The following is a 7649-nucleotide window of genomic DNA, read 5'->3' on the forward strand; positions in this document are numbered from 1 at the left end:
AGGGGGGAGGGGACAAGCGACGACCCTCACCCTTGGTTGCGATGACGTAGGGGCCGACCGACGGCGCGCCGTTCAGATCGGCCCGCGGGCGACCGTGGAGGACTCGTCCTACCGGTCGCCCCTACGAATTTCCGAAATGGGGGTGAACCTACCGGTCCGTCAGGGCCTCGATGCCGGGAAGCTCCTTGCCCTGGACGAAGACCAGCGACGCCCCGCCGCCGGTGGAGACGAAGCTGAAGCTCGCGGAGTCGAGCCCGGCGTCCTCGACGGCGGCCACGGAATCACCGCCGCCCACCACGGTGAAGGCGCCGGAAGCCTTGAGCTTGGCCACCTCCCTAGCCACTATGCGTGTTCCCTCGGCGAAGCGCTCATCCTCGAAGTAGCCCATCGGGCCGTTCCAGAAGACGGTCCGCGCCCGGGATATCTCCTCGGCGAAGAGCCTGCACGTGGCGTCCCCGATGTCCACCGCCTTGCGGTCCGCCGGTATCTCGTCCATCAGCCTGGCCTTGCACGCCGGGTCAATCTTCTCCACGACGTAGTTGTCCGTGGGGAGCACGATTTTATCGGCGTAGCGCAGGAGGAGGTCCTTGGCGTACTCGAGGTAGTCGGGCTCGTGGATGCTGCTTCCGACCTCTTTTCCCAGGGCGGCGAGGAAGGTGTAGGCCATGCCGCCGCCGACGAGGAGGCGGTCCACGCGCTCGAGGAAGCTCTTGACGACGCCGAGCTTGGTGGAGATTTTCGCCCCGCCCATGATGCCCACGTAGGGCCGCTGGACCTCGCCCAGGAGGAGGCTGAGGTTCTCGACCTCCTCCCGGAGCTGGTAGCCGTAGGCCGAGGTGAGGAACTTGGGCACGCCGACGACGCTCGCGTCCTTGCGGTGGCAGACGGGGAAGGCGTCGTTGACGAAGAGGTCGGCCAGGGAGGCCAGCTCGCGTGCCAGCTCCTCCCGGCCCTCCTGCTCCCGGGGGTCGTAGCGGAGGTTTTCCAGCATCATGAGCTCGCCGGGCCTAAGCGCCGCCGCCATGTTGCGCGCCTCGTCGCTTACCACCCCGCCCCGGCGGGCCATCTTCACCGGGAGCCCCACGAGCTCCTCCAGCCGCCGGGCGACCGGTCGGAGGGAGTATCGCGGCTCGTCGCCCTTCGGGCGGCTGCGGTGGGAGCAGAGGACGGCCGAGGCCCCCTCCGCCATGATGTACCGCAGGGTGGGGAGCGAGGCGGTGATGCGGGCGTCGTTGGTCACGTTGCCCTCGTCGTCGCCGGGGACGTTGTAGTCCAGGCGCACGAGCACCCGCTTCCCCGCGAGCTCCAGGTCCTCGATGAAGAGCTTGCGCACGGCGTGTCCTCCATGGTTCGTGATACGGGGGCAGGTTACTAAAGTCGGCCCGTTTTGTCGAGGGGTCCGTGGTCAATGGCGGCGGGCGGATCGGTCGGTCCCGCCCCCACGTCATCGCAACCTGGGAAAACAGTCCCCCTCTCCCTTCTAGGGAGAGGCGCGCCTACGGGCTGGGGTGAGGGTCGAGGTTGGGAACGTGAAAGCGGCGGGGATAGGAATCCCCGCCCTACGTCATCGCAATCCGCGGGGTGAGGGTGAAAAGCGGCGGGGATTCGCCCGGGGCGTAGCTCGCTACGCTCGGTTAAAATCCCCGCCCTACATTTAAACGCGAGCGGGCCGTAACACCCGCGTTCCCGCTCCCCTAGAGCGAGAAGCCCACCGCCCCGGCGGCGCTGAAATACGTGTCGCCCTCCCCCGAAGTGTCTATCCGCCCCAGGCCCACCGCCAGATCGAAGCGAACGCCCGCCAGGTGCATCCCCACTCCCAGGGTGTAGAGCGGGGGCTGGCTCTCATCGGCCAGGTTGAAGCGCAGGCCGGCGCCGCCCCACAGGGCCCCCTCGAAGAAGTCCGCCCGCACACCCACCGCCAGGTCCTGCTGCGCGGAGAACGACCCCTCGTCCCGCGTGAGGTCCACGTCGAGGGCGACGGTCAACAGGTCCGGGATCGCCTCCCCGGCCACGCCTATCCGCCAGTGGGGCTTCAGGCGGTCGGAGACCCCGGGGACCGGCTCGTCCCAGGAGATGGGGGCGGGAATCACGTCGCGCGCCAGGAGGCCCAGCCGGAAGTAGGGGGTGAACTGGCCCAGGAAGCCCACGTCGGCGCTGACGGCATGCCCCAGGGTCGGCCGCGTGGCGAGCACCTGCTCCATAATCCACCCCGGTCCGGTGGTGTACATTCCGGAATCGTCGGCGGTGAAGCGATTTTGGTAGCTCTGGGTGACGATGTACTTGAGGCTGAGTCCGGCGGAGATGAAGAAGCGGTCGCCGCGTCCGGAGCGCCAGAGGTAGTCGGCGTAGGTGACGACGAACTCCTGGCGGGCGTCGTCGGAGAGCCGGGCGCCGGTCCGGTTCTCGGTTATCCCGAGGCCGTCGCCCTGGGTGTCGCCCACGAAGCCCGAGGGGTCGGGGTAGGTGGGCCAGAGGGTGGCGAGCTGCTCCGAGTCCAGGTAGCCCGCGAGGTAGAGGAGCGCCACCGCCTCGGGGCTCTCGAGGTAGAAGTCGGGGATGAGGCGGCCGGTGTCCGCGTCGGATTCCAGGAGCACCTGGCCCGTGCCGCCGCCGATCCAGCTCACCGCCAGCGGCCCGACCATGACGCTCGCGCCGTAGGAGAGATAGCCGGTGACGCCCGGCGGGTTCCCGGCCAGGCCTTTCAGGTAGTCCGCCGTCCGGTCAATGGCGTCCAACAGCGGCTGGAGCCCCTCGCCGGTGTCGGCGTGCCAGATGTCGTCCTTCTGCCCGATGTAGGACACAGGCGAAGTAGTCTCCGGCGGCGGCCATTCCGGCGGGGTTGTAGTAGACGCTGGCCTCGTCGTCGGCCAGGGCGACGTAGGCGCCCCCCAGGGCCATGGCGCGCGGGCCGTAAATGGGGAGGGCCAGCGCCGGCAGGAGCGCCGCGGTGAGAAGCAGTAAAAGCTTTTCCCTCATCGGCCGTCCCCCTTCAATCGGAGGTCGCGGTTCGGTCGTTTATTGTCGCGGGCGGGGACACGGGTGCCCCGCCCGATCAACTCGACGGCGCACCCTAGATGGCGAAACCGAGGGATACCGAGGCGCCCAGGGTGGAGTCGTGCTCCCCGGCGGAGAACTGGTTGGTCATCACCGCCAGGTCGAAGTGGAAGATGTCCCCGATCTTCACCCCGAAGCCCAGGGAGGCCAGGAAGGTGGCCTTGGCCTGGTCCACGATGAGGGAGTTATAGTTGGTGTTGAAGCCGGCGCGGACGGCGAAGATGTCCGCGATTACCCACTCCACGCCCAGGGAGAGGTCCCGCACCTTGTCCACCACGATGTCTTTCTCGACCCACGCGTTGTTCACGAGCACGCGCGTCTTCACCGTGTACTCGGTTTCCAGCGCGTCCACGTCCAGGGCCAGGGTGAGGCTGTTGAATAGCTCGAATCCCAGGCCGAAGCGGATCTGGGTGTCGAGCGGGGTGGGGTCCAGGGAGTCGTCGCTCCAGGTGATGTCCAGGGGGATGATGTTGTGGCCCGTTATCCCCAGGTGGAAGAAGCGCCCGAGCATCATTTGCACGCCCAGGTCCATGCTGAAGCTGTAGCCGGTGGCCGCGGCGTCCAGGCCGAGGACGTTCGAGAAGAGCCAGTTGGGGCCGGTGGCGAAGACGTCGGGGTCCAGGGAGCCATCGGTGAGGACGGAGAGGTCGTTCGCGTACTTCAGGCCGTAGATGAACTTGGCCGTCCCGCCAACCGCCAGGAAGTCGTAGCGACCCAGCGGGAAGGAGTAGGCGTAGCTCACGCCGATGTCGTGCTCCGAGAACCCGGAGACGGCGATTTCGGACTTGTTCTCCGCCAGGCCGATCATGTCGCCCGCCGTGGTGCGCCACCCCTGGGCCGCGAGGCGGTTGTACTCCGCCCCGGTCAAGAGGCCCGACTGGTAGAGGGCGGTTATCATCGCCATGCGCTGGTAAATGGTCCCGTTGTTGAAGTAGCGCTCGTCAATGAGGCGCGAGGTCTGGCTGTCCATTCCAGGCCCGATCTCCATCTTGGTCATGTTGACCCAGCTCACGGCGATGGGCCCGATCATGGAGGTGACCCCCACGTGCATGTTGCCGATGACGCCGGTGCCCGGGTCGTTGAAGCGCTTCAGGGCGTCGGAGAAGTCGTTGACGAAGCCGATGAGCTCGGTGGGGCTGGAGGTGTCGGGGGGGTTGGAGTAAAAGTCCTTGAAGTCGTTCATGCGCTCGGTGATGTTGTCGGCGACGGAGAAACCCCAGACGGGGTCGGCGGAGAAGGTTGTGTCATGTCGTGCGAGGGCGGCGGGGTTCCAGTAGGCGGCCGTGCCGTCATCTACGATGGCCACCAGGGCGCCGCCCATGGCCATGGCGCGGGGGCCGTAGATTTCGGTGGCGAACGCCGCCGTAATAAAAACGCACAGGAGTACAAGCACAAGGCGCATGGGTCCTCCTCGGGATAAAAGCCGGTGTTTCTTCGGTTAAGTGTAGCCTGAAAAACGCATTAAGACAAGGCGGCGGGCTACCTGACGGCGTAGTCGGGCTCCACGAAGCGCCGGACCTCCTTGGGGAGCGCCTCCCGCAGCCGGGCGTGAATCGCCTCGGCGGTGGGGAGGTTCACCAGCTCCGCCGCCAGTTCCGCCGCCTGCCGGAACGAGATGGCCCGCAGGGTGGCCTTGACCACGGGGACGTTGACCGGCGCCACCGAGAGCTCGTCTATCCCCAGCCCGACCAGGAAGGGGACGGCCAGTGGGTTGGCGGCCATCTCCCCGCACAGGCCGACCCAGATGCCCGCCGCGTGGCCCGCCTCCACGATGGTCGCCAGAAGCCGCAGCACGGCGGGGTGGAACGGCTGGTACAGCTCGGAGATGGAGGCGTTGCCGCGGTCCACCGCCAGGGTGTACTGGATGAGGTCGTTGGTGCCGATGGAGAAGAAGTCCACCTCCCGGGCGAACTGGTCGGCCATCACCGCCACCGACGGCACCTCCACCATGATGCCGACCTCGATTCCGCTGTCGTAGGGCTTACCCTCGGCGTCGAGCTCCGCCTTGCACTCCTCGATGATCTCCTTGGCCTGGCGCAGTTCCTCGATGGCCGAGACCATCGGGAACATGAGCCGCACGTTGCCCGTGGCGCTGGTGCGCAGGATGGCGCGGAGCTGGACCTTCAGCGTGTCCGGCATCTTCAGTGAGAAGCGGATGGCCCGGCAGCCCAGGTAGGGGTTCATCTCCACCGGCACCTCGGGGTGGGAGAGGAACTTGTCGCCGCCGATGTCCACGGTTCGGATGACCACCGGCTGGGGCGCGAGCTGGCGCGCCACCACCGAGTACGCCTCGTACTGCTCCCCCTCGCTGGGCAGGTCCTCGCGGTTCAGGAACAAAAACTCGGTGCGGTAGAGGCCCACGCCCTGGGCGCCGTGGGTCTGGACCGCGTCCACCTCGGACAGAAGCTCGATGTTGGCGGCGAGCTCGATGGTGAAGCCGTCGGAGGTTTCCGAGGGCAGGTCGCGCAGCTTCGCCAGGGATTCGAGCTTGGCCCGCTCCTCCTTCTGGATCCGGCGGTATTTCTTGAGGAGCTCGGGGGCGGGGTTGAGGACCGCGATGCCGTTGCGGCCGTCGAGGATGAGGGTGTCGCCCTCCTCGGCCCGCCGCGACAGGTTGGTCAGCCCCACCACCGCCGGAATCTCCAGCGCCCGGGAGATTATCGCCGTGTGGCCCGTCGCGCCGCCCACGTCGGTGGCCACGCCGAGGACCTTGAGCGGGTCCATCTGCGCCGCCGCCGAGGGCGGCAGGTCGTGGACCACGATTATCGCCGGCATCTCCAGGCCGGCCAGAAGCGGCTCGCGCTTCCCCATCAGGTTGCGCAGGAGCCGCTCCCCCATGTCGCGCACGTCGGTCACCCGCTCGCGCAGGTACTCGTCCTCGAACCCGGTGAAGGTGGCCACGAAATGGTCCACCACCTTGCTCACCGCGTACTCGGCCGTGCACGCCAGGCTCCGGATGGTCTCCTGGACCCCGCCCATGAGGGTGTCGTCGTCGAGCATCATCCGCTGGCTCTCGACGATTTTGAGCTCGGTCAGGCGATTCGATTCGCGCAGGTTCTCGATCAGTCGTTCGAGTTGCCGCTTCGAGGTCTTGAGCGCCCTCGAGAATCGCGCGATCTGGTTTTCCGGGTCGTCAATGTGGTCCTGGCCGACGTTCAGCAGCTCGAGCTTCGGCTTGACGACCCGCCCGATCGCCACCCCCTTGGAGACCGGCACGCCCTGGAAAATCATGGTTTCTCCCTTTAAAAAAAACCGCGTCTCTTGCGCGGTGATTATGGGATATTTTCCCCCGATGCTCAACTAGTCGAACCTGGTTCGCTTTTTGCTTTAAAGGTCCACGGGGGGGAATGGCCGAGGGCGCGGGGGAACACCAACGGTGTCGCGTCACCTCCGACCGCCGCACTCACCGGCGTCTCCCGTAAAAAAGACCCACCGCCGACCGGAGCCGGAATGGAAACCCATGTGCAAAAAACCGCAATGATCGAAGTTCGCGAATCCGACTCCGGCCTCCCCCCACCAATTTTTTCAGGCCAGGTAGTGGTCCTCGAGAAATCTTTTATCAGCCAGGAGCCGGATGCTTTTTAAGGCCTTTTCCGCGTCGGGCCCCGTGGCGCGGACCAGGAGTACCGTCCCCGGCGCCGCGCCCAGCGACATCACCCCCATCACACTCTTGGCGTTCACCCACGACACGTCCCCGTTGGTCCGGGCGATGGAGATATCCGCGTTGAATTTCTGGGCGACGCGGACAAAAATGGCCGCCGGGCGCGCGTGGAGGCCGAGTTTGTTGGACACGACGATTTCGATTTGGGGCATGGGTCCGCGGGATGGGGTGATGTTCCAGACGACCGCGCGATTTTATCACGCCCGATTTTCGCCGGTCAATCTCGGACCGCGTCACTTCTTTCTTGACCAATCCAAAATTTTTGGCTATATTTACTTCTGGGTTAGTTGATGGATGGGGCGGATGGCCGAAACACGACGAATCTGGACCCGCGGGACGCTTCTCGCAATAGCGGCGGCGCTCATCTGCGTCGCGCCCGCCTGGGCCGACGATATCGCCGACCACGTCGTAGTCTCCGAAATCCTCCCCCTGCCGGCGGACGGCCAGGCCGTTTTCATCGAGCTCTACAACCCCACCGGTCGGGATATCAGCCTCGACGCGTACTTCCTGCGTTCCGATTTCAAAGATGAATATCCCGCCCTCTCCGGGAGCATCCCCGCATACGGCTTCTACCTGGTGTCTACCTCGGAGGAAGGCTGGCCCGTTAGCTGGCCCACCCCCGACCTCGTCGCGCCCATGCTGGAGTTCGACCCCGTCTCGGGCGGCGTGGCCCTCATCGGGGACGGTGCAACGGTGGACATGCTCGGCTGGGGCATCACCCCGACCTACTACGAGACGACCCCCTGCAACACGCCCGACACAAGCTCCTCCCTCGAACGCAAGAGCGGCCTCTCCCACGACGACGCCGACGGGAACGGCTACGACACCGACAACAACATCTTCGATTTCCGGGTCCGCGGTGAGCCCGAGCCGCAGAACACCAACAGCGACATCGAGCGCCCGCCCTCGTCGGCCGACGGCATCACCTGGGGCT

Annotated in this window: 7 protein-coding genes; 1 reads left to right on the forward strand and 6 read right to left on the reverse strand. The window is 66.2% G+C overall.

Features of this window, described 5'->3' with window-relative positions:
• Positions 1-148: 148 nt before the first annotated feature.
• The 6 genes from NTW26_02730 to NTW26_02755 form a co-directional block, all read right to left on the reverse strand.
• The gene (locus NTW26_02730; protein MCX7021188.1) at positions 149-1333 is read right to left on the reverse strand and encodes a phosphoglycerate kinase; all 1185 of its coding nucleotides are present in this window, start codon (positions 1331-1333) and stop codon (positions 149-151) included.
• A 361-nt stretch (positions 1334-1694) separates the two neighbouring features.
• Positions 1695-2801, reverse strand: coding sequence for a hypothetical protein (locus NTW26_02735; protein ID MCX7021189.1), 1107 nt, complete (start codon positions 2799-2801; stop codon positions 1695-1697).
• The gene (locus tag NTW26_02740; protein ID MCX7021190.1) at positions 2722-2976 is read right to left on the reverse strand and encodes a hypothetical protein; all 255 of its coding nucleotides are present in this window, start codon (positions 2974-2976) and stop codon (positions 2722-2724) included. Before NTW26_02740 ends, NTW26_02735 begins: the two co-directional genes overlap by 80 nt.
• Before the next feature lie 94 nt (positions 2977-3070).
• Positions 3071-4456, reverse strand: coding sequence for a conjugal transfer protein TraF (traF, locus tag NTW26_02745; GenBank protein ID MCX7021191.1), 1386 nt, complete (start codon positions 4454-4456; stop codon positions 3071-3073).
• A 77-nt stretch (positions 4457-4533) separates the two neighbouring features.
• A complete protein-coding gene (ptsP, locus tag NTW26_02750; protein ID MCX7021192.1) occupies positions 4534-6285 on the reverse strand; it encodes a phosphoenolpyruvate--protein phosphotransferase in 1752 nt (583 codons plus the stop codon).
• 294 nt (positions 6286-6579) lie between these two features.
• Entirely contained in the window at positions 6580-6867 is a 288-nt protein-coding gene (locus NTW26_02755) for an HPr family phosphocarrier protein (GenBank protein MCX7021193.1), read from the reverse strand.
• Positions 6868-7018: 151 nt separating this feature from the next.
• Between NTW26_02755 and NTW26_02760 the strand changes: the two genes are divergently transcribed.
• Positions 7019-7649, forward strand: a 631-nt coding sequence (locus NTW26_02760; protein MCX7021194.1) for a lamin tail domain-containing protein, incomplete at its 3' end; no start/stop codon positions are given.

The sequence above is a fragment of the bacterium genome (genome assembly GCA_026398675.1).
GTDB lineage: Bacteria > RBG-13-66-14 > RBG-13-66-14 > RBG-13-66-14 > RBG-13-66-14 > RBG-13-66-14.

What these genes read in the sequence shown, in the direction of transcription:
- NTW26_02740 (MCX7021190.1), bottom strand. Translation starts at nt 2,976, where the DNA reads ATGAGGGAAAAGCTTTTACTGCTTCTCACCGCGGCGCTCCTGCCGGCG.
- traF (MCX7021191.1), bottom strand. Translation starts at nt 4,456, where the DNA reads ATGCGCCTTGTGCTTGTACTCCTGTGCGTTTTTATTACGGCGGCGTTC.
- ptsP (MCX7021192.1), bottom strand. Translation starts at nt 6,285, where the DNA reads ATGATTTTCCAGGGCGTGCCGGTCTCCAAGGGGGTGGCGATCGGGCGG.
- NTW26_02755 (MCX7021193.1), bottom strand. Translation starts at nt 6,867, where the DNA reads ATGCCCCAAATCGAAATCGTCGTGTCCAACAAACTCGGCCTCCACGCG.